The sequence below is a fragment of the Pseudomonas sp. UYIF39 genome, assembly GCF_029963765.1.
Classification (GTDB): Bacteria; Pseudomonadota; Gammaproteobacteria; order Pseudomonadales; family Pseudomonadaceae; genus Aquipseudomonas.
Genome location: NZ_JALBYU010000009.1, coordinates 249,023 through 269,168 on the forward strand (window position 1 = coordinate 249,023; position 20,146 = coordinate 269,168).

At 59.7% G+C, this 20,146-nt stretch carries 28 protein-coding genes; 27 read left to right on the forward strand and 1 reads right to left on the reverse strand.

Annotated elements, in window-relative coordinates:
* Positions 1 to 37 precede the first annotated feature (37 nt).
* The 21 genes from MO767_RS15190 to MO767_RS15290 all read left to right on the forward strand — a co-directional run bounded on the left by MO767_RS15190 (position 38) and on the right by MO767_RS15290 (position 14,806).
* On the forward strand, positions 38 to 352 hold the full coding sequence (locus MO767_RS15190) for a phage holin, lambda family (protein WP_282481162.1): 315 nt from the start codon (positions 38 to 40) through the stop codon (positions 350 to 352).
* Positions 349 to 1,188 carry an N-acetylmuramidase family protein gene (locus tag MO767_RS15195; RefSeq protein ID WP_282481163.1) on the forward strand — a complete coding sequence of 280 codons (840 nt, stop codon included), beginning with the start codon at positions 349 to 351 and terminating at the stop codon, positions 1,186 to 1,188. The genes MO767_RS15190 and MO767_RS15195 overlap by 4 nt, the downstream gene beginning before the upstream one ends.
* On the forward strand, positions 1,185 to 1,391 hold the full coding sequence (locus MO767_RS15200) for a hypothetical protein (protein ID WP_282481164.1): 207 nt from the start codon (positions 1,185 to 1,187) through the stop codon (positions 1,389 to 1,391). The genes MO767_RS15195 and MO767_RS15200 overlap by 4 nt, the downstream gene beginning before the upstream one ends.
* Positions 1,388 to 1,819, forward strand: coding sequence for an Rz-like lysis system protein LysB (gene lysB, locus MO767_RS15205; RefSeq protein ID WP_282481165.1), 432 nt, complete (start codon positions 1,388 to 1,390; stop codon positions 1,817 to 1,819). The genes MO767_RS15200 and lysB overlap by 4 nt, the downstream gene beginning before the upstream one ends.
* Positions 1,719 to 1,940: an Rz1-like lysis system protein LysC gene (lysC, locus tag MO767_RS15210; RefSeq protein ID WP_282481166.1), complete on the forward strand. Its 222-nt coding sequence runs from the start codon at positions 1,719 to 1,721 to the stop codon at positions 1,938 to 1,940. The genes lysB and lysC overlap by 101 nt, the downstream gene beginning before the upstream one ends.
* Positions 1,937 to 2,419, forward strand: coding sequence for a phage tail protein (locus MO767_RS15215; RefSeq protein ID WP_282481167.1), 483 nt, complete (start codon positions 1,937 to 1,939; stop codon positions 2,417 to 2,419). The genes lysC and MO767_RS15215 overlap by 4 nt, the downstream gene beginning before the upstream one ends.
* Positions 2,416 to 2,868 (forward strand): phage virion morphogenesis protein, encoded by a 453-nt coding sequence (locus tag MO767_RS15220; RefSeq protein ID WP_282481168.1) that lies wholly within the window; start codon positions 2,416 to 2,418, stop codon positions 2,866 to 2,868. The genes MO767_RS15215 and MO767_RS15220 overlap by 4 nt, the downstream gene beginning before the upstream one ends.
* A gap of 38 nt (positions 2,869 to 2,906) precedes the next feature.
* Positions 2,907 to 3,506, forward strand: a complete 600-nt coding sequence (locus MO767_RS15225) for a phage baseplate assembly protein V (protein WP_282481169.1) — start codon at positions 2,907 to 2,909, stop codon at positions 3,504 to 3,506.
* 5 nt (positions 3,507 to 3,511) lie between these two features.
* Positions 3,512 to 3,856, forward strand: coding sequence for a GPW/gp25 family protein (locus MO767_RS15230; protein WP_282481202.1), 345 nt, complete (start codon positions 3,512 to 3,514; stop codon positions 3,854 to 3,856).
* Positions 3,853 to 4,851 carry a baseplate J/gp47 family protein gene (locus MO767_RS15235; protein ID WP_282481170.1) on the forward strand — a complete coding sequence of 333 codons (999 nt, stop codon included), beginning with the start codon at positions 3,853 to 3,855 and terminating at the stop codon, positions 4,849 to 4,851. The genes MO767_RS15230 and MO767_RS15235 overlap by 4 nt, the downstream gene beginning before the upstream one ends.
* Positions 4,848 to 5,576 carry a phage tail protein I gene (locus MO767_RS15240; RefSeq protein ID WP_282481171.1) on the forward strand — a complete coding sequence of 243 codons (729 nt, stop codon included), beginning with the start codon at positions 4,848 to 4,850 and terminating at the stop codon, positions 5,574 to 5,576. Before MO767_RS15235 ends, MO767_RS15240 begins: the two co-directional genes overlap by 4 nt.
* Complete coding sequence (locus MO767_RS15245; protein ID WP_282481172.1) at positions 5,573 to 6,259, forward strand: phage tail protein; 687 nt, start codon at positions 5,573 to 5,575, stop codon at positions 6,257 to 6,259. The genes MO767_RS15240 and MO767_RS15245 overlap by 4 nt, the downstream gene beginning before the upstream one ends.
* Positions 6,260 to 6,261: 2 nt before the next feature.
* The gene (locus tag MO767_RS15250) at positions 6,262 to 7,026 is read left to right on the forward strand and encodes a hypothetical protein (protein ID WP_282481173.1); all 765 of its coding nucleotides are present in this window, start codon (positions 6,262 to 6,264) and stop codon (positions 7,024 to 7,026) included.
* Positions 7,027 to 7,050: 24 nt separating this feature from the next.
* Positions 7,051 to 7,515 carry a hypothetical protein gene (locus MO767_RS15255; RefSeq protein ID WP_282481174.1) on the forward strand — a complete coding sequence of 155 codons (465 nt, stop codon included), beginning with the start codon at positions 7,051 to 7,053 and terminating at the stop codon, positions 7,513 to 7,515.
* A gap of 156 nt (positions 7,516 to 7,671) precedes the next feature.
* Positions 7,672 to 8,844 carry a phage tail sheath protein gene (locus MO767_RS15260; RefSeq protein ID WP_282481175.1) on the forward strand — a complete coding sequence of 391 codons (1,173 nt, stop codon included), beginning with the start codon at positions 7,672 to 7,674 and terminating at the stop codon, positions 8,842 to 8,844.
* A gap of 50 nt (positions 8,845 to 8,894) precedes the next feature.
* Positions 8,895 to 9,410: a phage major tail tube protein gene (locus MO767_RS15265; protein ID WP_282481176.1), complete on the forward strand. Its 516-nt coding sequence runs from the start codon at positions 8,895 to 8,897 to the stop codon at positions 9,408 to 9,410.
* Positions 9,411 to 9,464: 54 nt separating this feature from the next.
* Positions 9,465 to 9,809, forward strand: a complete 345-nt coding sequence (locus MO767_RS15270) for a phage tail assembly protein (RefSeq protein WP_282481177.1) — start codon at positions 9,465 to 9,467, stop codon at positions 9,807 to 9,809.
* Between the two features lie 8 nt (positions 9,810 to 9,817).
* Entirely contained in the window at positions 9,818 to 9,937 is a 120-nt protein-coding gene (locus MO767_RS15275) for a GpE family phage tail protein (protein WP_076383311.1), read from the forward strand.
* On the forward strand, positions 9,930 to 13,073 hold the full coding sequence (locus tag MO767_RS15280) for a phage tail tape measure protein (RefSeq protein WP_282481178.1): 3,144 nt from the start codon (positions 9,930 to 9,932) through the stop codon (positions 13,071 to 13,073). Before MO767_RS15275 ends, MO767_RS15280 begins: the two co-directional genes overlap by 8 nt.
* A gap of 6 nt (positions 13,074 to 13,079) precedes the next feature.
* A complete protein-coding gene (locus tag MO767_RS15285; protein ID WP_282481179.1) occupies positions 13,080 to 13,520 on the forward strand; it encodes a phage tail protein in 441 nt (146 codons plus the stop codon).
* On the forward strand, positions 13,517 to 14,806 hold the full coding sequence (locus MO767_RS15290) for a phage late control D family protein (protein ID WP_282481180.1): 1,290 nt from the start codon (positions 13,517 to 13,519) through the stop codon (positions 14,804 to 14,806). The genes MO767_RS15285 and MO767_RS15290 overlap by 4 nt, the downstream gene beginning before the upstream one ends.
* A 308-nt stretch (positions 14,807 to 15,114) precedes the next feature.
* Here MO767_RS15290 and MO767_RS15295 read toward each other — a convergent pair whose 3' ends face one another.
* Positions 15,115 to 15,471, reverse strand: coding sequence for a helix-turn-helix transcriptional regulator (locus MO767_RS15295; protein WP_282481181.1), 357 nt, complete (start codon positions 15,469 to 15,471; stop codon positions 15,115 to 15,117).
* Positions 15,472 to 15,574: 103 nt separating this feature from the next.
* Between MO767_RS15295 and MO767_RS15300 the strand changes: the two genes are divergently transcribed.
* From MO767_RS15300 to MO767_RS15325, 6 genes are all read left to right on the forward strand, one after another.
* Positions 15,575 to 15,775 carry a DNA-binding protein gene (locus MO767_RS15300; RefSeq protein WP_282481203.1) on the forward strand — a complete coding sequence of 67 codons (201 nt, stop codon included), beginning with the start codon at positions 15,575 to 15,577 and terminating at the stop codon, positions 15,773 to 15,775.
* A gap of 29 nt (positions 15,776 to 15,804) precedes the next feature.
* Positions 15,805 to 16,290 carry a YmfL family putative regulatory protein gene (locus tag MO767_RS15305; RefSeq protein ID WP_282481182.1) on the forward strand — a complete coding sequence of 162 codons (486 nt, stop codon included), beginning with the start codon at positions 15,805 to 15,807 and terminating at the stop codon, positions 16,288 to 16,290.
* Between the two features lie 64 nt (positions 16,291 to 16,354).
* Positions 16,355 to 16,636 (forward strand): ogr/Delta-like zinc finger family protein, encoded by a 282-nt coding sequence (locus MO767_RS15310; protein WP_282481183.1) that lies wholly within the window; start codon positions 16,355 to 16,357, stop codon positions 16,634 to 16,636.
* Positions 16,636 to 16,989: a hypothetical protein gene (locus MO767_RS15315; protein WP_282481184.1), complete on the forward strand. Its 354-nt coding sequence runs from the start codon at positions 16,636 to 16,638 to the stop codon at positions 16,987 to 16,989. Before MO767_RS15310 ends, MO767_RS15315 begins: the two co-directional genes overlap by 1 nt.
* An 85-nt stretch (positions 16,990 to 17,074) precedes the next feature.
* Positions 17,075 to 17,308, forward strand: a complete 234-nt coding sequence (locus MO767_RS15320; RefSeq protein WP_282481185.1) for a hypothetical protein — start codon at positions 17,075 to 17,077, stop codon at positions 17,306 to 17,308.
* Between the two features lie 2 nt (positions 17,309 to 17,310).
* The gene (locus MO767_RS15325; protein WP_282481186.1) at positions 17,311 to 20,115 is read left to right on the forward strand and encodes a toprim domain-containing protein; all 2,805 of its coding nucleotides are present in this window, start codon (positions 17,311 to 17,313) and stop codon (positions 20,113 to 20,115) included.
* Positions 20,116 to 20,146: the final 31 nt, after the last annotated feature.

Genomic DNA, 20,146 nt, shown 5'->3' on the forward strand with positions numbered 1-20,146 from the left:
ACCATTACCTTCAACCTTGGACAGCGGAATCACGCGCATGCCTGACAAACCGGATACATGGGCCTGGTTCGCTGCCTGGCTCGAACTGAACTGGCCTGCCTTCTACGCAGGCGGGCTCGCCTGCGTGATCGCCGCTCTGCGGATCATTTACGGCGGCGGCACTTGGCGCCGGGTTTTGCTTGAGGCTCCGCTGTGCGGCGCCCTTGCGCTTGCGGCCAGCCACGGACTCTTTTTGTTGGGCATTCCCGCGACCACCGGCCCTTTCTTCGGTGGAGTGATCGGACTGCTGGGCGTTGAGGGAACCCGTGCACTGGCCAAGCAATTCTTCAACCGCAAGGTGGATCAGCTATGAGTGTTTTGCGCCACGGCGATCGCGGGCAACAGGTCCGCATACTGCAACAGCGGCTCAACATGCACGGCGCCGGTCTGGATCCGGACGGCGATTTCGGTGATGCCACCGAATCCGCAGTGCGTAATTACCAGCGTCAGGTTGGGTTGGTAATTGACGGTATTGCGGGCTCGAAAACCGCTCTGGCGCTGGCCGGCGCCGATTGTTCGAACCTGCTGCAGCACGCCCTGTTGGTGAAAGCCGCTGCGCGCCTTGGCGTTGAGCTCGCGGCGGTCATGGCGGTCAACGAAGTCGAAAGCCAAGGCAGCGGTTTCCTGGACAACGGCAAGCCGAAGATTCTTTTTGAACGCCACATCATGTATCGCCAACTCAGCACGCCGCGCACACCTGGTGATGATCCAGACGATTTGAAGGCAAACGCCGACCAATTGGCTGTGCTCCAGCCCAACCTGGTCAATCCGAAAGCAGGTGGTTACGCCGGCGGAACGGCAGAGCACCAGCGCCTGGCGAATGCCCGACTGATTGACGATCTGTGCGCGTTGGAGTCGGCCAGCTGGGGCGCCTTTCAGGTGATGGGTTACCACGCAGTGCGCCTCGGATACGCCAGCGTGATGGAATTTGCCGATCGGATGGCCCGGGACGAAAACGAGCAATTCGAGGCTTTCGTGCGGTTTATCGAAGCTGACCCGACGCTGCTCAAGGCGTTGAAGGGCAAAAAATGGGCAGCCTTCGCCAAGGCCTACAACGGCCCCAACTACGCCCGCAACCTGTACGACACCAAACTGGAGCGCGCCTATCAGCGTCACGCTGCAGGCTGCCCTATTCTGGAGGCCGCATGATTGACCACGAACAGATCCGCAAGCTCAGCCCCGTCGATGGCGACGTCTTTCTCCTGCCGGAGGGCTCTCCCTTTGAACTGGCCCGGGCACTCGGTGAAGCGATCGCAGTGGCGAAACCGGGCGTAAAGGCTGTGGTCATCTGCGGCGACGTGCGCAAGCTCGATACGACTGCGATGAATGCAGCCGGCTGGTACCGCGCGTGAGCACGCTGCGCCAGGCGCTATATGGCATCGCTTTGCTCGCCTCGATCGCGCTGCTGATCTGGGCTCAGAGCCAGCAGATTGAGGTCTCAGACCAAAAGACAGGCCGAGCGAAAGATGCCGCTGATGCAGCGCTTGCTCGAGCGACGCGCAGTGAGGAGACGGCCGCTCAACTTCTGGCGTCGCTGCAGCACGAACGAACCGCCCAGACCGCATTGCGCAGCGTTCAAAACCAACTGCGCCAAGGGCTCGCCGCCCGTCAACGAACGATTGAGGAACTGAAACGTGAGAATGCCGAACTTCGCCTATGGGCTAATCAGTCTCTCCCTGATGCTGCTCGCAGGATGCGCGAGCGCCCCGCCATCACCGGAGCCGCAGCTTATCGTGACTGGTTGTCCGGCCGTCGTGCCCTGCACCCTGTCAGCGACTAAGCCGGACAAGAACGGCGCCCTGCTCACCGACCAGGAGGCGACTGAGGGCGACTGGGCCCAATGCGCTGCGCAGGTCGATATGGTTTATCTGCATCAGCAAGCACAGGCCGGCAAACAATGAACAAACCTGATTCGCTTCGCGCTCACCTGCTTAACTCGGTACCGGATTTAAAGAAAAACCCTGACCGTCTGATGGTGTTCATCGACAACGGCACCATGCGCAGCACTGCGGCCTATGGGCTGTCGTTCGAATACAGCTACACGCTGAATCTGATTTTTACGGATTACGCTGGCCACCCCGACGCGATCGCTATTCCGCTGTTCGCGTGGATCCTGGTGAATCAGCGCGAGCTGATGGAGAACGTCGACCGCAGCAAAACGGCCGTCGCATTCGAGGCTGATGTCCTGGACAACAGCAAGGTCGACCTGTCGATCAAGTTGCCGCTCACTGAGCGAGTCATCGTCAAGCGCCAGGACAACGGCAACCTGGTCGTCAGTCATCCGCCGGAGCCAGTGGTCGACGATGATCCGTTCACCATGCCTGGGCTTGAGCTATGGACGGCCGAAGGCGAGTTCATCACGCGGTGGGAAAAACCGTGAGCAATGACCTGCAGGCGCTGGAAACATGGGTCTCTGTGTTGTTGGCCAAACTCGAAGAGGGTGAACGCCGCAAGCTGCTCGGCGCCGTCGCCCGGGATCTACGTCGCAGCCAGTCAAAACGCATCACGACGCAGCGCAACCCTGACGGCTCGGCATACGCGCCCCGCAAGCCCAAGGACCTGCGTGGAAAAAAGGGCAGGATCAAGAACAAGATGTTCGGCAAGTTGAAAACGGCCCGTTACCTGCGCACCGAAGCCACAGCCAACGGCGTAGCGGTCGGATATGTCGGGCGTGTGAGCCGCATCGCCCGGGTTCACCAGTATGGCCTCAAGGATCGCCCCGAGCGCGGCCAAGCGGACGTGCAATATGAAACACGACAACTGCTGGGATTCAGCGGCGACGAGCTGGAGAACATCCGAAACTTGCTCATCGATCACCTCGGAAGCTGACGTTCTACTGTACGCACTCGCGCTACAGCCCACCGCCGATGCAGCTTGCACGCGCGACCTGCAACATCGGCGGTATGGACTCTCTTACTGAACTGACTCGACGCCTTGAAAACCTGATTCGTGCCGGCACCCTCGCCCAGCTCGATCCGGAGAAGCCGCGTTGTCGTGTGAAAACCGGTGGTCTTCTGACCGGCTGGCTGCCGTTCTTTGCCCTGCGTGCTGGGGAGGACAGTGACTGGGACCCGCCGAGTATCGATGAGCAGTGCCTTGTGCTTTCGCCTTCCGGCAACCCAGCCCATGGCTTCGTCATTTTCGGCCTGTACAGCGATCGCTTCCCCGCTCCGGACAACGTGCCGACGCGCCGACGACGTCGGTACCGTGATGGCGCAATTGTCGACTATGACACCGAGAGCCACACGTTGACCGCCACATTGCCTGACGGTGGTAGAGCCAACCTGGTGGCCCCCGGCGGGATCACGATCACAGGCGACATCACGATTACAGGCGACGTCAACATCGAAGGCCTGGTGACTGTCACCGACGACGTCGTCGCTGGCGCGAAGAACATCAGCCTGGTGAAACACCGAACGACCGGCGTGCTGTCCGGCGACGGTGTATCCGAGGGACCGATTCCATGACCGGCATGAACAACCATACCGGCCTGGCCATCAGCGGCAACGCCCATTTGGCCCAGTCAATCGCCGACATCCTGACTACCCCACTGGGCTCTCGGATCATGCGCCGCGAGTACGGCAGCCTGTTGCCTAACCTGATCGATGCCCCCTTCAACCCGGAGACCCGGATGCTCTGCTACGCCGCTACTGCGACTGCTCTTATCCGCTGGGAGCCCCGCCTTCGTCTGTCGCGTGTGCAGTTTAGCGACATGACCGTCCAGGGAAACGTGGTGATCGACATCGAAGGCACCCGTGTCGATACCAATGAACCACTGAACCTGCAGGTTCCGCTCAAACTGGGAGCTACGGCATGATCGATCTTTCCCTGCTGCCCATGCCCGAGGTCGTCGAGACACTGGACTTCGAGGTGATCCTGAGAGCGCGTAAAGCGCGTTACCTGAGTCTGTACCCGGTGGATCAGCAAGAGGCGGTAGCGGCCGTGCTAACCCTGGAGTCCGAACCGGTAACCAAGATGCTGCAGGAGAACGCTTACCGCGAGATGGTGCTTCGCCAGCGCATTAATGATGCTGCCAAGGCGAGCCTACTGGCGTACGCGAACGGTACCGATCTGGAGAATCGCGCCGCAGATTTCGGCGTAGAGCGCCTGGTGATCACTCCGGCCAATCCCGACTCAGTACCACCGACCGCTGCAGTAATGGAGCTGGACGACGCATTGCGATATCGCGCCCAACTCGCCCTGGAGGGCTTGTCCGTAGCCGGTAGTACCGGCGCCTATGAATTCCGCGCTCTCAGCGCTTCGGCCAACATTGCCGCTGTCTCGGTCGATTCTCCAACCTTCCAAGCGGCCGAGGTCAGCGCGGCCGTGCGTGCCCAACTACCGGCCAATGCAATCGTTTTAGTGTGTGACTACGCGGCGGGACTGACCAACCCGTTACCAGGTGATGTGTCCTTAACAGTGCTTCCGGTAGCCAACGGCACTTTGGCACCGGCGTCATTGGTGGCCTCCGTACTGGATGCCTTGTCGGCTGAGGACGTTCGTCCTATCACCGATAGGCCCCGCGCGCAGCTCGGGCAGCCTGTCGACTTTTCCATAGTTGCAACGCTCGAGCTTGAACGCGGACCTTCGGCCGCCGTGGTATCCGCCGCGGCCGATTCAGCACTGGCAAAAACGATTGCCAAGGCCCGGGATTTGGAGGGCGAGCTGGCACGCTCAGCGATTTACGCCGCATTGCACGTCCCTGGCGTGGCTCGTGTGGTGTTGACACAGCCTCCTGCTGACATCCTCTGCGACAAGCGCCAATACCCGAACTGCACCGCTATCAATCTGACCAAGGTGATACCGGCATGAGCGAATTGTTACCTCCCAACAGCACTACGCTCGAGCGCGCACTCGCCACGGCGAGCGTCCTGGGCATCGATCCGCAAGCCATACGTGGTATCGCAGATTCGGCGCGCAGCCCGACCGACTTCCTACCTTGGTTGGCCTGGGCAATGTCGGTCGAAGGCTGGGAGGCCGCCGAAACCGAAGAGCAACAGCGCGCCCTGATTCGCGAGTCGATTCCGGTTCACAAACGCAAGGGCACGGTCGGTGCGGTGCGCCGCGTGCTGAAGGCGGTCGGGGTGAGAGCCGAGTTTAAGGAATGGACGCAAATCCCGGGCGCGGTGCCGTACACCTTTCAGTTGATCGCGTGGGCCAACGACAACCGAGGCGGCGAGGGGTCGATTCTGTCCCCGCAACTGTTCGACCGGTTGCGCGCCCTGGTCGATGCCACGAAGAACGAACGCAGCCACTACACGCTCAAGGTCGGCGCGCGGTTCGACGGTGGTTTGCGGTTGGCCAATGCCAGCCAGACCCGGCAACTGGACCGCCGCACGCTGGAAGCCCAGGGCGTGCCGATGGATACCGCCGAGTCAGCCCTGGGGTTGGCCAACGCGTCCAGCGTCCGCTGTGTGATTCATCAAAGCGCCGATCTGTTAGGCGTTCCCATCCATGCAGAGCAGGGCTTTGCGGTCGCTAACGCGCACCGTACCCGTATCGTTGTTCGCGCCACTATGGAGGCCGTCCTCGTATGAGCACCCCGTTACAACCCCTGATCACCAAGGCCGGCTTGGCCGCCATTTGGCGCGCCGACAACACCGGCGTGGCGGCCGAAATCACCCACATCGTGGTGGGCACCAGTGGCTATACCCCAGCCAATACGCAGACCGCTTTGCGCACCCAAGTGGCGAAATACGCCATTTCCGATGGTCAGCGCCTGAGTGACACCCTGATTCACGTCACGGCGGTAGCCGACGACGCCAAGGCCTATTGGGCGCGTGAGGTGGGCTTTCTGTTGTCGGACGGCACGCTGTTGGCGGTCTGGTCGCACCCTACCGAGGCGCTGACCTACAAGTCGGCCAACGCCGAGTTGCTGCTGGCCTACGACTTGTCGCTGACGGCGTTGCCAGCCAATAGTGTCACCATCACCTCGACCGGGGCGGGCTTGAACCTGACGCTGTCGGCCGAGCTGGCCGCGCTGGCCACGGCGCAGATATCCAGCATGTTGCGCGATCAAAAGAATCAGGACGCGCTCGACAGTCAGGACAAGCTGAACCAGTTGCAAGGCACGCAAATCGCCAACCTGCTGGAGCGAATAAAGGCCGTCGAGCTGCGACAGGATTCCGACCGCGATGGCCTGTTGACCGCCATTGCGGCCAACGCTACCGCAGTGATTTCCCTGCAAAACCTTTTCTCTAAAACCACCCTTGGAGTTTGAGCATGAGTCTCGAATCGCAAATTGCTGATCTGGTATCGGCAACCAATACCCTGATCGCCACTTACAACGGCAAGAAAAACGAAATCACGGCGGCGGTTAACGCGGCGATTGCTGGTATTCCTGAAACGTCCCGCACCTGGTGGGTGGATCAGGTCAACGGCCTTGACACCAACGCCGGCAACAGCAGCGCGGCACCGTTTAAAACCATCGGCAAAGCGTTGGCCTCTACGCCGGCGAGTGGGCAGTGTTCTGTCTATTTGCTGAGTGACTACGTGATGACGGCCAGTATTGCGGTTAGCTGCGCCTACCTGCTGATTTATGGTCCCAACGCCGTCACGTCGGGCGTTGCCCCAAAATTACGTCCTCAGTATTTTCTGGCGACCGATGCCTCCACGCAGATGGCGGGCTTCATTTTCTATAGCCAGGCTAACAATGTGGAACTGCGAAACGTCGACATCGTGTTGCCGTCGGTGGCGGGGGTGGTGCCGGCGCCGACGATTACCCGCGTCAATAGCTTTATCAAGACCAACTCTTCGTCTTCGTTGCCGCCAGTGCTGGGCGTTATGTTGCAAACGGTGGTGGTGACCAAGGCGGCGGATTTTTACGGCGCCCTGATTGGCCTGTCGGCCTCTTCGCTGGCGTTTGGTTGCTTCGCGGCGACGTTCCCAAGCGATATGTTGGGCAAGTATGTCAGCACCGTTTCAGCGGCGGGCGGCACGGCCGCCAATACCCTGTCGCAAATCACCACCAACCTTTCGACCCTTTAATCTCGCTGATACGGAACGCACCTTATGCAACTGCAAAATATTAACGTTGTTCATGGCGGCCAAAGTTATGTCGGCTTCGCCTTTGCTGATCTGCCCTTGGCGGCGGCTCTAGTCGTGGCGGCGCAGCAAATTGATCAGGCGGCCGACGTGGCTCGCCGGGCGGTGCTGGGCGATTCGTTGCGCGCCTTGGAATACCAGCGCGCGGCCACCGAGGCCAGGGCTTTTGCCGCTGCCGGTTATGCCGGAGCCATGCCGCCCTCGGTGCAGGCTTGGGCCGATGCGGCCGAGCTGGAGCCACAAGCGGCGGCTGATAGCATCATCACCGAGGCCGATGCCTGGCAAGCGGCGCTGTATGCGATCCGCGCGGCCCGCCTTAAGGGCAAGCAGCGGGTGCTCAAGGCCACCAGTCACGACGCCGCCGACGCGCTGGCTGACACCGCGATCGCGGAAATTCGCGCCAGCATTGAGGGTGTCGGCAACGCTATATAACCCCCCCCTGGCTACCGCCAAACCCCGCTTCGGCGGGGTTTTCTTTACTATTCAATGTGCCAAGGGCTCTTACAACCCCCGCACATCGCACCTGCCCCGCGCGCGCGTCAATCTATGGACTCACTGAACCGCGATCCTGCGCAGGAGCCGCCATACATGGCAACCGATTACCACCACGGCGTTCGCGTCGTCGAAATCAACGAGGGCAGCCGCCCTATTCGCACTGTCGCCACAGCTGTGGTCGGCATGGTCTGCACCGCCGAAGATGCCGATCCGATTGCGTTTCCTCTCAACCGCCCCGTGCTCCTTACCGACGTGCTTACCGCCAGCGGTAAGGCCGGTGTCAAAGGCACCCTAGCCAAAAGCCTGGACGCCATCGCTGACCAATCCAGCCCGGTCACCGTCGTTGTTCGTGTAGCACAGGGGCTGGACGCTGCCGAGACCACCACCAACGTGATTGGCGGTGTGACTGCCGGTGGCCAGTACACCGGAATGAAGGCTTTGCTGGCCGCAGAAGCGCAGCTGGGTGTGCGGCCGCGGATCCTCGGAGTACCGGGCCTCGACTCCTTGCCAGTGGCCACGGAGCTGGTGCTCACCGCGCAGAAGCTGCGTGGATTCGCATACGCCAGTGCCTGGGATTGCAATACCGTTTCGGAGGTCATTGCCTACCGAGAAAACTTTGGCGCCCGCGAGCTGATGACCATCTGGCCCGATTTCGTAAACTGGGACACCACCCTGAATGCCGATGCGCCGGCGTCTGCGATCGCCCGCGCATTGGGCCTGCGCGCCAAGCTCGATGAGCAAGTGGGCTGGCATAAAACCCTGTCCAACGTGGCCGTGAATGGCGTGTCCGGACTGAGCCGGGATATCTACTGGGATCTGCAGAATCCGGCCACCGACGCTGGATTGCTGAACGCGGCAGACGTCACCACGTTGGTTCGTCGTGATGGCTTCCGCTTCTGGGGGTCGCGCACCTGCAGCGACGATCCTTTGTTTGCCTTCGAAAACTACACCCGTACTGCCCAGGTACTGGCTGACACCATGGCCGAGGGGCAATTCTGGGCGGTGGACAAACCCATGCACCCAAGCCTGGTCCGCGACATCGTCGAGGGTATCAATGCCAAATTTCGCGAGCTGGTGCGCCTTGGCTACCTGATCGGCGGCGAGTGCTGGTACGACGAAGCCGCCAACGACAAGGACACCCTCAAGGCCGGCAAGCTGTACCTCGACTACGACTACACGCCAGTTCCTCCACTGGAGAACCTGGGGCTTCGCCAGCGCATCACCGACCGTTACCTAGTCGACTTCGCCAGCCGCGTCACCGCCTGATATTCATTCATCCGCGCGGCGATGGCCGCGCCTTTAGGAGAGCGCCCAATATGGCTCTGCCCAAGAAGCTCAAGAACATGAACTTGTACAACGACGGCGTCAGCTATGTCGGTGCTTGCAAGAGCGTCACCCTGCCCAAGCTCGCTCGAAAGCTCGAAGCGTTCCGGGGCGGCGGCATGGACGGCGCGGTGAAGGTCGACCTGGGTCATGGCGACGACGGGATTCAGATCGAATGGACCCTTGGTGGCTGGGATCTGACGGCGCTGCGTCAATACGGCGCGGTATCGGCCAGCGGCGTCATGCTGCGTTGGGCCGGTTCGATCCAGCGCGACGACACCGGTGAGGTATCAGCCGTTGAGGTGGTCGTGCGTGGGCGGCACGAAGAGATCGACATGGGTGACGCGGAAAGCGGTGAAGACACCGAGCACAAGTTCACCACCACCTGCAGCTATTACAAGCTGACCATCGACGGTAATGAAGAGATCGAGATCGACTTGCTCAACTTCATTTTCAAGGTTGATGGCAAAGACATGCTGGCTGAGCACCGCAAGGCGATCGGCCTGTAATCCCAGCTTTTCCCGCCGGCTCGTCCGGCACCCTCTCTTTCAAAGGATTTCGACATGATCACCTCCGAAAAAAACGAAGCTGTGGAAGCACCAGTTGTGAAAAACCCAAATCGCCCAGTCATCACCCTGGATACACCGATCGTCAGAGGCTCGACTGAGATCACCGAGGTGACGCTGCGCAAACCAGTCTCCGGCGAGTTGCGGGGCGTCTCCTTGACCGACCTGTTGCAGATGGACGTCCTCGCACTGCGCAAGGTCCTTCCGCGAATCACCACGCCAACCCTGACCGATCACGACATTGGCCAGATGGATCCGGCCGACCTGGTGCAGATGGCCACCGAGGTTGCCGGTTTTTTGCTGCCGAAGTCGGCGAAGGTGGATGCATCCCTCGTTGCGTAGATGACGCGATGGCGGATATCGCCGTGATTTTTCACTGGGGGCCAGCGGAGATGGATCCTCTCCCCCTAACCGAACTAATGGACTGGCGCGAACGCGCTCGTAAACGAAGTGGGGCGAAGGATGACTGACAAGCTGCGGCTGGAATTTCTGCTGTCGGCGATCGACAAGGTCACCGCGCCCCTCAAACAGATCAGCGCGGGGAGCAATGCTACGTCTCGCGCCTTGAAAGCGGCGCGGGACCAGCTGAAGGAACTCAACGCCCAGCAGTCCAACATTTCCAGCTATACCCGCCAGAAGGAAGCCGTCCGCCAATCCTCCGAAGAACTGGCCAAGGCGCAGGACAAGTTGCGCGGCCTGCGTGAACAGCTGCAGAAGATGGACGCCCCTACTGCGGCTTTTCAAAAGGCGTTCGTCAACGCCTCCGCCTCGGTGGAAAAGCTGACGAACAAACACACGGCTCAGCGCTCGGAGCTGCAGCGCCTGATCCCCCTCATGAAATCGACTGGTGCTGATACCCGCAACCTCGGCACCACCGAGCGTCGCTTAAAAACCGAGATCGAGGCGGCAAATAAAGCCATCCAGAATCAAAGAGACCGCCTCTCTGCGCTCGCCAAACAGCAGGAGCGGGTATCGAAGGCGCAGAGGAATTATTCCAAGGGCAAAGAGCTCGCCGGCAATGCCGCTGTAGCCGGCGCGAGCGCGGGTGCCGTGGGAGCTGCAACCGGCCTACCAATCATTGGGATGGTCAAAGATTACTCTCGCTTCGAAGATGCCATGGCGGGTGTCGCCAAACAGGTCGAAGGCGCACGGGATGGCAACGGACAGCTCACCCAGACTTATTACGACATGGGCGCGGCCATCAAGAAGATGTCCGAAACCATCCCCATGGCGACTACCGATATCGCCGCCCTGGTAGAAGGCGGTGCGCGAATGGGCATCCAGGGCAAAGACGACCTTCTGGAGTTCGCGCGCGTCGCCGCGACTGCCGCGACGGCTTTCGACCTGCCGGCACAGGAAGTCGGCGAGAACCTGGCGCGGATCGCGAACCTGTACAAATTGCCCATCAAGAACGTCAATCAGCTCGGGGACGCGATCAACTTCCTGGACGACAACGCCATGTCGAAAGGGGGGGAAATCATTGACGTCATGCAACGCACGGCGGGCATTACGGCCTCCGTCGGCATGTCGTTCAAAGACGCCGCAGCCTTGGGCTCGACCTTCCTGACGCTGGGCGCGTCAGCGGAAACCGCGGGCTCCGCCACAAACGCCATGATCCGAGAATTGGCTATTGCCACCAAACAGCCGAAGCGGTTCGTCGAAGGGTTGAAAGCGATCGGCCTGGAAGCACAGTCCGTGCAGGACGGCATGGCCAAGGACGCGACGGGCACCATTCAAAAGGTGCTAGATGCAGTCAACAAGTTGCCGAAGAATCAGCAACTCGGTGTGATGACTGAGCTGTTCGGCAAAGAATATGGCGACGACGCAGCAAAGCTTGCTGCCAACATGAGTGAATATCGGCGCCAGCTGGAGTTGGTGAACGGAGCGGACAACGCGCCCAAGCGCGACGGATCGATGCAGCGCGAAGGGGATATCCGTGGGGACCAACTGTCAGCCCGATGGGAGATGTCTCAAAACCGCATGTTTAACCTGAGCAGCGCCCTGGGCGAGACCCTTCGACCAGCACTTATTCAGCTGATTACGGGATTTAACGGCGTCCTCGAGCGCGTCAACGCGTGGGCGACCGCTAACCCAGGATTGGTGCTGGGCATCCTGAAGGTCGGCGCCGGCATCGCCGCATTGTCGATCGGCTTTAGTACGGTCGCTCTGGCGCTGGCGACTACCCTCGGACCATTCCTCGCCGTCCGTTATGGCCTATCACTGATCGGGATCCGCCTGCCTTCGTTGATCGGGCTGCTGTTCAATCTGGGTTCGAAGGTGCTGCCCTTCGTTGGCCAGGCGTTCATGTGGGTTGGCCGACTGTTCATGGCCAATCCAATTGGCTTGGCCATTACGGCAATCGCCGCTGCTGCGTATCTGATCTATGCGAACTGGGACAAGGTGAAGGCTTACTTCATCGGTGCCTGGGCTGAAATAAAACTGGGCTTCAGCGGCGGGATCAGCGGCATCCTGCAGACGCTCGCCAATTTCAGCCCCATTGGGCTGATCTACCAGGCCTTCTCGGCCGTGATGAACTACATGGGAGTCGAGATGCCAAGCCGATTCACCGAGTTCGGGGGAATGATCATCGCGGGGCTCGTCAATGGCATCACGAACGCGATGGGAGCCGTGAAGACTGCAATCTCTGACGCCGGTAGTAACACCGTCGACTGGTTCAAGGAAAAACTGGGGATTCACAGCCCGTCTCGGGTTTTTGCCGAGCTCGGCGGCTTCACCATGGCCGGATTGGCGCAGGGCGTTGCTGAAGGTCAGAGCGGGCCTCTGGAAGCAGTCAAGGCCGTCGGCGAGCTTATGACTCAAGCAGGGACTGTGACCATCGGTGCCATCACCGACGCGGGCGCAGCGCTGAACCCCGCCGCTGCCGTCCCCGGGGTGGCTGCAGCAGCTCTAACCCCTGCTGCTGCCGTACCCGAGGCCGCTGCAGCAGCATTGAGGCCAAGCGCATCCACACCCGCAGCGAAAGCTGCAAGTGGCGGCATGCTCGATTCGATATTGGGCATGGGCAAACGACTGGTCCAGGTGGGCGCGATGGCTGTGGGTATGGGCCCGGCACAGGGCGTTGCTGAAGGTCAGAGCGGGCATCTGGAAGTGGTCAAAGCCATGGGCGAGCTTGTGACTCGGGCAGGGACTGTGACCCTCGGCGCCATCACCAACGCGGGAGCACTGCTAAACCCTGCTGCTGCCGTGCCCACAGTCGCTGCAGCAGCTCTAAACCCAGCTACCGCCGTACCCGTGGCCGCTGCAGCAGCACTTAAACCAGCCGCCTCTGTACCCGGAGCGAAAGCCGAAAGTGGCGGCATTCTTGAATCGATCATGGGCATGGGCAAACGACTGGCCCAAGTGAGCGCAATCGCCGTAGGCATGGGCGGGGCTCAAGGCGCGATCGCGGTCGACAACCGCCCGCCAATTGGTCCAGCAGCAGCTCCAGCGGCGATGCAGATGGCGCCCGATAAAATCGTCATCAACATTCACCCCGCCCCGGGGATGGATGCCGCTGCGATCGCTCGGGCCGTGTCTGCAGAACTGGACAAGCGGCAGCATGCCAAACAAGCCAAGGGGCGCAGCGCCCTTTTTGACCAGGAGTAAACGGACATGATGATGTCACTTGGCATGTTCATTTTCAGCCTCGAAACCCTGGCTTATCAGGAACTACAGCGGCAGACAGAATGGCGTCACGGCTCGACCTCCCGTATCGGCACCAATCCATCACGCCAATTCCTGGGCCGTGGGGAGGACTCAATCAGCATGCCTGGAATTCTTCTGCCGGCACTCGCCGGAACCCCGCTCAGCCTCGACACACTTCGCGCCATGGCCGATACAGGCAAGGCCTGGCCGTTGATTGAAGGCACTGGCAGGATCTTGGGCATATGGGTGATCGAGAGCATCAACGAGACGAAGACTCTGTTCTTCTCGGACGGCGCAGCGCGTCGGATTGAGTTCACCATCGCGCTTAAGCGGATCGATGACGGCCGCGTCGACCTGCTCGGTGCAGGCGTCAGCACAGCCGGCAACATTCTGAGGAAAATCCTGTGATCGACCAGGCACTGAGCCAGATCGATGGCTATCTGAATGATGCGCAGGCCTCCATGCGGGAAGCGAAAGCCTACCCGCGCCCGATCTGCCGGCTGGAGGTCGACGGACGCGACATTACGGCGGCTATCGAAAAGCGTTTGATGAGCATCGAGTTGACCGATAACCGCGGACTCGCGGCGGACCAACTGGATGTAACGCTGTCGGATCATGATGGCCGCCTGGTCATTCCACCGAAAGGCGCAACCCTGCGCTTGTGGCTTGGCTGGAGTGATACAGGATTGGTCGACAAAGGCTCGTACACGGTCGACGAGACCGAACACAGTGGCGCGCCGGACCAGTTGAACATTCGAGCGCGCAGCGTGGACCTGAGTTCGGGACTGAAGGTCAAACGGGAACGAAGCTGGCACGACGAGACGATTGAGTCAGTCGTGCAAGCAATTGCGGGAGCCTACGGCCTTGGCCCGCTCGTCAGCGCTGCCCTGAGTGCCATCCAGGTAGTCCACCTTGATCAGGCCAATGAATCAGACGCGAACCTGCTCTCTCGCTTGGGACAAGAGCATGATGCGATCGCCACAGTGAAGGCCGGCAGGCTGCTGTTCATGCCGATCGGCAATGCAACCAGCGCCAGCGGATTGAATCTGCCGCACATCACGCTGACCCGCCGTGACGGCGACCAGCACCGTTTTCTGCAAGCAGATCGAGACAGTTACACAGGCGTAAGGGCGTTCTACTACGACGTCAACAGCGCCGAAAAAAAAGAAGCGGTATCCGGCGGCGGCGAAAACATCAAGGACCTCCGGCACTCCTACACCGACCAAAAAAGCGCGCTTGTCGCTGCCCGGGCTGAGTGGAATAAGCTGCAGCGGGGAACGGCGACGCTGAGCTATTCACTGGCGCGTGGTCGTCCGGATCTAACCCCAGAACTCACCTACTCCCTGACAGGAATCAAGCAGGAAATCGCGGACATCATCTGGCTGGGGGGCAACGTCAAACACAGTTTCACGTCGGACTCATTCACCACGAGTCTTGAGCTTGAATCGAAGTTACCGGATGGCGACGAGGTAGCGGAGCTGGCCGACGATGCCAAGGACTATTCAGGCATCGTCGCGTGGTACCGCGACAAGAAGAGCGGAAAGCAGCAAAAACTTACCGAGGGTGACCAGAGCAAGCCAAAACGGCTGACGCACCTGTACGAGAGCAAGGCTTCGGCACAGCGTGCGGTGGACAGAGAGTACAAGAGATTGCAGGCCAAGAACGGTGCTGCTACCACAGGAACCCCGGCGTGATCAGCCGGGGCGCGGGACATTGGCCAGGAGTTACTCCGTATCGGCCATCATCTCCGCCAAGCGTCGTAGATGGCTCTGGTCCGTTTCCGACATTTTTCGGTACATGCCAAGCAAAATGCACTCCAGCTGCGTCAGCTGAGGTGCGGAACACTCCCTGTCCCGAACGTCCTGTTCAAGTTGCTCCAAAACGCCTCGATCCAACATGCTCAATACTCCTTAAAGCCGCAGAGCATCGGCGAAATCGAGATTTTCTGAAGCACCAGGTGAGCACTATTTCGCATGGTAGCGCTAGATCGAGTGATGCAATTTCACTCCAGAGGAAGCGTGCCCTGCGACTCTTTCGCTGCCATTTCGGCGAGGCCAGTAGCGATCCGATGCACCACAACTTGATCACCAGGACTCAGCGAACGAAAACAGTTAAGCACTTCGTTTTCGATAGTGGTCTGCGTTCCCGCTGTCGTATCCCTCCGACCGAAAAGCACATACAACACGTCCACGCCGATCTTCGAGATCGCCAACAGATAAGCCGTGTCCGGCCTCTGTCGGTCATTCTCGTAATTGCCTTGGGAGTTACGTTTCACACCGCCTATATCAGCGAAATCGTTCTGATTAATTCCAAGCCGGTCGCGCTCTTCCCGGAGCCTCTCGCCCAAAGTTTTTTCCAAGGATTCTCCAGACGCACAAATTTTTGGCATGCACCGCTTTACACAGCCAAAGTTTTGGGCATAATGATGGCACATACAACACGATTGAACACACATGAACACTATGCCCGTCCTCCTTACAGCCGAGCAAGCCCGCGCAGACCTTGACCGCAACGGGATCACCATTGCTCAGTTCTGTCGGCAACATGACTTGAACAAAAATTTGGTCAGCGATTTGTTGAACGGTCGCAAGAAGGGCGTACGAGGTGAAGCCCGACGAGCAGCTGTACTCCTGGGAATCAAAGACGGCGTGATATCAAAATAATTGCAGCGGCCCCGGCGAGAAACCAGAAAATGAAACGCATCGTTCTAGAAACCCGTAGGCAAGTCGTTAGCGCCGTTATCTGTGCGTACCCAGGCGGTCGTGATTGCGCAGCTCCGCGTCTAGGGATGTCGGTCAAAAAGTTCGACAACCACGCCTATGAAAACGCTGGCAGCCGCCCACTGACTGATGAGCAGATCTGCCTTCTGGAGTTACAAACCGGCACCACTCACCTCCCCGACTTCGTCTGCAATCTGTACGGCGGCGTGTTTGTCCCAGTAGCCGAGGCTGGGCAGCTCGACAACCTCGACCTGTACGCCCGCTCGATCAATACCGCAGTCAAGCGTGGGTTGGTCGACGCCATCATTGGCAAAGCACTTCAAGACGGCGTCATTCAGGACGACGAGGTGCAGGCCATTCTCGTAGCGCACCGTGCACACGTTGCAGCCAGGCATGAAGAGATCACTGCGGTGATCGTTCTGCACCGGGAAAACCCGGGCAGCGAAGATTCGAAGTAGGCGCGGGAAGCGTCGTCATTTCTCGGCATTAGCCGAAGGCCGCGACTAGCGGCGGGGAGAAAAAGTGAGCACTTACAAGCTGGTATGTCCGCACTGCCAGGAGCGAATGCGCATCCGAACCAGTGAAGGCACGCATATCTTTTTGCGTATTGCCTACCTGCAATGCATTAACGAGGCCTGCGGCTGGTCAGTTCGAGCTCAGTTCGAAATGACTCACGAAATGAGTCCCTCCGGTATGCCAAACCCATCGGTTTCCTTGCCGGTTGCGCCGGTGGCGATTCGGCGGCACGCGATGAAGAAGGAAGGCGAGCAACAGATGGACCTACTTGGACTGGAGACGGCCTGATGAACATGACGATCACCGCGCAGAACCCCGAAAGCGAATACCGCGTCGCCATGCAGAGCGCCGCGCTTTGCTACATGCAACGCCACCAGGCTGAACACCTGGGAAATGACCAGCAGCTCTTCAACCGCACCGTCAATTACCTGCAGGCGACACTGGAAGTGCCCGTCTACCTTGCCGAAACACTGACGGGCTTGGCATACGGCGAATTGCTTTCCGGCGGTGGCCAGCGCCACCTCGACCTGAAGGGCAGTAGCGCATCCGTAGCGGTACTCACCGATCCAACCAGTGGCAAGTCCTTCGCCATTCCCGTCGCTTTGATTTTTAAACATCTGGTCGACGCTACCGAGCCTTAGCCAACAGCCCCTTTCAACAGACCGAATAGCACCACCTTTCGCGAGTGGGTTTGGGCAAGTTGCGCCCGAAATCAGGGAAAAAGCCATGAACACAGCACTTTCCATCCGGATGGACCTTAGCAAAAACCTCGCTGAAGCCCTGCATCAGGAGATGCGTGAGCGCCTTCGGATGGGCATTCAGGAGCATTGGTATTCGGACGAGTTCCGACGCGTTCCTGATGGCTTGCGGACTAGCGCAATCCTGTCTGCCTACCCCGCCTTGGCGGCTCAAAAAACAACTCTCGGCGCCCTTCAGGTCGCCATCAGAAAGCAGGCGTGAAGATGGAACAGCAAATCCGGGGTGACGTACTGACCCGACTCGAATTCGACTATGGCCTGCGGCACCGCACAGGCACCGACTTTATGCGCGGTGGCACCTGCCCTGCCTGTAACAAGAAGGAACTGTATTCCAGCTTCATTAATCCGTGGTTCATCAAGTGCGGCCGCGAGAGCAAGTGCGGTCAGCAGTGGCATGTCAAAGAGCTGTATGCCGACCTGTTTGACGATTGGAGCAAACGTGCCCCGTCCACCAACGAGGACCCTATTGCCACAGCGCGTGCCTACCTCGAGTTTGCCAGGGGCTTTCGCTTCGATCTGGTGCAAGGGACATTCACCCAGGAACAGTTCTACGATCCGGATCTTGGGATCGGCTCCGCCACCGTGCGCTTTCCCCTTCCGAACGGTAGCTACTGGGAGAGGCTCATTGATAAGCCACAGCGCTTTGGCAAGAAGAAAGCTCGGTTCACAAAGGGCGGCGGTGCCAAGGGGCACTGGTGGTGCCACCCACGTGTAAGCCTGTCAGACACGAAAGAAATCTGGATTGTGGAGGGCGTTTTCGATGCCATTTCCTTGATCCATTGCGACATCGATGCCGTCGCTGCAATGTCCTCAAACCAGTTTCCTGAACAGTCCTTGCGTGCGCTGGCCACCGAACGGGCCGGCGATCTGCCGAAGCTCGTCTGGGCTCTGGATAACGAACCAGGTGCACACCGCTACACCCGTAAATGGGTGGCCATGGCCCGTACCATGGGTTTTATCTGTGAAGCGGCCCAGATCCCTCAGCGCGATGCCCGCAAATTGGACTGGAACGACCTCCACCAGCGGTGGGGTTTCATCGATGACCTGGACGCACGTCGCCGGCGCATCGATGCAGATCTGGAGGAAACCAGGCACCACGGCGCACTGCTGATCGCAGAGAGCGCGTCCGAGAAAGCGATGCTCATGTACACCTGGCGCGAGCGCGAAGAATTCCACTTCGGCTTCGACTCCCGGCTGTACTGGTGGAAGCTGGACATCAGCAAGTTCAATAACGCCATGCAGGCACTGGAGACCAGCGACAACCATGAAGAGCAACTGCTGAACGAGAAGGCAATGCGGGAGAAAGCGCTGCGCATGTCGGGCTGCGTGGTCGAGATCGCCAACTGCTACCCCCAGGCGCTGTACTTCCAGCGCAATGAAATCACCGACGAGTCCTGGTACTTCTTCCGTGTTGATTTTCCGCACGACGGTGGTTCGGTAAAAAACACCTTCACCGGTGGCCAGGTAGCCGCTGCGAGCGAATTTAAAAAGCGTCTGCTCGGCATGGCCGCCGGCGCAGTGTTCACCGGCAGTGGCCAGCAGCTCGACAAGATCATGAAGGACCAGCTGTTCGCGATCAAAACGGTTCAGACGATCGACTTCGTCGGGTACAGCAAGGAATACGGTTGCTACGTATATGGCGACGTGGCTATCAAGGATGGCCAGGTGGTCGACGTCAACGACGAGGAGTTTTTTGAGTTCGGCAAGCTGCGTCTGAAAACCCTGCAACGCGCGGTACCGGTGCGAATTCAACGCGACCCGAAGGAATACAGCGACGAATGGGCGAAATTGTTGTGGACATGCTTCGGCGCCCAGGGCGTTGTCGCGCTGACCTTCTGGTTCGGCTCGCTGTTCGCCGAGCAGATCCGCGCTCGATACCAATCGTTTCCATTCCTCGAAGCCACCGGCGAGGCCGGGGCCGGCAAAACCACACTTCTGAACCTGCTGTGGAAACTGCTGGGCCGCGCCGGCTACGAAGGGTTTGACCCTTCAAAATCTACCAAAGCTGGCCGCAGCCGCTTGATGGGGCAAGTGTCCGGGATGCCGGTGGTGCTGCTGGAGTCCGATCGGAGCGGCGACGACAAGTCCCACGCAAAAAATTTCGAATGGGACGAGCTAAAGGACTACTTCGGCGGCGGCACCCTGGCGACAAAGGGCGTTAAAACCGCCGGTAACGAAACCTACGAGCCGCCCTTCCGAGGCACTATCGCGATCAGCCAGAACGCGCCTGTGATTGCTTCCGAGGCCATCATGACGCGGATTGTGAAACTGCATTTCGTGCGGCCGAACGTGACGCCAGAAAGCCGAACTGCGGCTGACCGGCTGACGGCCCTGGACGGCAACCAGCTCAGCCACTTCCTGCTGCAAGCGGTGAAGCGTGAAACCGATGTCATGTCCACGCTCGCCGACAAAATCCCCGCACACGAAGCGCGTTTGCGCCGGCTGCACACCCACTGCATCAGCTGCGACACCGAGTACCCGGCCAACAACGACAAGGCCGCATGCCAAAACTGCGGGAATCAGCTGCGAGGCTATATCCGAGTTGAGCGGATTGTTAAAAACCATGCCCAACTGCTCGGCCTGCTGGACTGCATCCGCTCGCTCGTACCCCTGAGCGATTCCCATATCAGTACCTCCCAGCGTTGCATCATTTCAATGGCGATCGAGCGCCAAAGCTCGATCAGCGCTGACCACCCTGTCGTCGCTGAATTCTGGGAAGTCTACGACTACCTCCAAGGCCTCGACGCCGATGGGCCGGTGGTCAACCACAGCAAAAAAGACAACGTCATCGCCATCAACCTAAACGAGTTCGTCGAGCGAGCCGCAGAACACCGGCAGAAGCTGGCCGACGTCAGCGAACTGCGCGATCGCCTCAAAGAATCGCGGTGCCGAAAATTCCTGGAATCGAACAAAGCGGTCGACAGCGCAGTGCGTGCTTATCAGGCCACGCGAAATAACAACACGATCACCAAGTCACCAACTGTCAAGTGCTGGATGTTTCAGGCGTAGGGCTGCAACCCACGTCGAACAGCCCTGAAAG

Excerpts from the sequence above, each read along its gene's own strand:
- MO767_RS15190 (WP_282481162.1), top strand. The coding sequence starts at position 38 with ATGCCTGACAAACCGGATACATGGGCCTGGTTCGCTGCCTGGCTCGAA.
- MO767_RS15195 (WP_282481163.1), top strand. The coding sequence starts at position 349 with ATGAGTGTTTTGCGCCACGGCGATCGCGGGCAACAGGTCCGCATACTG.
- MO767_RS15200 (WP_282481164.1), top strand. The coding sequence starts at position 1,185 with ATGATTGACCACGAACAGATCCGCAAGCTCAGCCCCGTCGATGGCGAC.
- lysC (WP_282481166.1), top strand. The coding sequence starts at position 1,719 with ATGCTGCTCGCAGGATGCGCGAGCGCCCCGCCATCACCGGAGCCGCAG.
- MO767_RS15215 (WP_282481167.1), top strand. The coding sequence starts at position 1,937 with ATGAACAAACCTGATTCGCTTCGCGCTCACCTGCTTAACTCGGTACCG.
- MO767_RS15225 (WP_282481169.1), top strand. The coding sequence starts at position 2,907 with ATGCAGCTTGCACGCGCGACCTGCAACATCGGCGGTATGGACTCTCTT.
- MO767_RS15230 (WP_282481202.1), top strand. The coding sequence starts at position 3,512 with ATGAACAACCATACCGGCCTGGCCATCAGCGGCAACGCCCATTTGGCC.
- MO767_RS15235 (WP_282481170.1), top strand. The coding sequence starts at position 3,853 with ATGATCGATCTTTCCCTGCTGCCCATGCCCGAGGTCGTCGAGACACTG.
- MO767_RS15240 (WP_282481171.1), top strand. The coding sequence starts at position 4,848 with ATGAGCGAATTGTTACCTCCCAACAGCACTACGCTCGAGCGCGCACTC.
- MO767_RS15245 (WP_282481172.1), top strand. The coding sequence starts at position 5,573 with ATGAGCACCCCGTTACAACCCCTGATCACCAAGGCCGGCTTGGCCGCC.
- MO767_RS15250 (WP_282481173.1), top strand. The coding sequence starts at position 6,262 with ATGAGTCTCGAATCGCAAATTGCTGATCTGGTATCGGCAACCAATACC.
- MO767_RS15255 (WP_282481174.1), top strand. The coding sequence starts at position 7,051 with ATGCAACTGCAAAATATTAACGTTGTTCATGGCGGCCAAAGTTATGTC.
- MO767_RS15260 (WP_282481175.1), top strand. The coding sequence starts at position 7,672 with ATGGCAACCGATTACCACCACGGCGTTCGCGTCGTCGAAATCAACGAG.
- MO767_RS15265 (WP_282481176.1), top strand. The coding sequence starts at position 8,895 with ATGGCTCTGCCCAAGAAGCTCAAGAACATGAACTTGTACAACGACGGC.
- MO767_RS15270 (WP_282481177.1), top strand. The coding sequence starts at position 9,465 with ATGATCACCTCCGAAAAAAACGAAGCTGTGGAAGCACCAGTTGTGAAA.
- MO767_RS15275 (WP_076383311.1), top strand. The coding sequence starts at position 9,818 with ATGGCGGATATCGCCGTGATTTTTCACTGGGGGCCAGCGGAGATGGAT.
- MO767_RS15280 (WP_282481178.1), top strand. The coding sequence starts at position 9,930 with ATGACTGACAAGCTGCGGCTGGAATTTCTGCTGTCGGCGATCGACAAG.
- MO767_RS15285 (WP_282481179.1), top strand. The coding sequence starts at position 13,080 with ATGATGATGTCACTTGGCATGTTCATTTTCAGCCTCGAAACCCTGGCT.
- MO767_RS15300 (WP_282481203.1), top strand. The coding sequence starts at position 15,575 with ATGCCCGTCCTCCTTACAGCCGAGCAAGCCCGCGCAGACCTTGACCGC.
- MO767_RS15305 (WP_282481182.1), top strand. The coding sequence starts at position 15,805 with ATGAAACGCATCGTTCTAGAAACCCGTAGGCAAGTCGTTAGCGCCGTT.
- MO767_RS15315 (WP_282481184.1), top strand. The coding sequence starts at position 16,636 with ATGAACATGACGATCACCGCGCAGAACCCCGAAAGCGAATACCGCGTC.
- MO767_RS15320 (WP_282481185.1), top strand. The coding sequence starts at position 17,075 with ATGAACACAGCACTTTCCATCCGGATGGACCTTAGCAAAAACCTCGCT.
- MO767_RS15325 (WP_282481186.1), top strand. The coding sequence starts at position 17,311 with ATGGAACAGCAAATCCGGGGTGACGTACTGACCCGACTCGAATTCGAC.